The 302-nt window shown below is 66.2% G+C and carries 1 protein-coding gene; it reads right to left on the bottom strand.

The window, feature by feature from the left end:
- The coding region (locus NE591_RS14315; RefSeq protein ID WP_371130632.1) for a helix-turn-helix domain-containing protein at positions 1-228 on the bottom strand (228 nt) is incomplete at its 3' end.
- Positions 229-302: the final 74 nt, after the last annotated feature.

The raw sequence follows: 302 nt of genomic DNA, 5'->3' as shown, positions 1-302 counted from the left end.
CAGGCGGTCCACCACGTAGGGGCTCATCCTCCGATCACCATCCCCCACACGCACATAGGAGCCGTCATGCATAGCGCGCGACTTGACGAAGCAGGGCTTAAGCTCGGGCGGCAGTTCGGGCACCGTGGCCACCACCACAGGCGATCCTTCGAACTCGACAATCTCGACTGACGCCCGCACGGGCGGCTCCTTCTTCTCGCCGCACATCTGGGCAAGCGCGTCGGCCACAGCACGCGCCTTGAAGCCCGGAACACCTTGGAACCCCGCTCGCTCCGCGAGCCCCAGAATCACCACGCCACCCG

Source organism: Adlercreutzia sp. DFI.6.23, from assembly GCF_024462535.1.
Taxonomy (GTDB): Bacteria; Actinomycetota; Coriobacteriia; order Coriobacteriales; family Eggerthellaceae; genus Adlercreutzia; species Adlercreutzia rubneri.
Note: the sequence above shows the minus strand (reverse complement) of the source record. Positions and strands in the feature narration are given on the sequence as shown.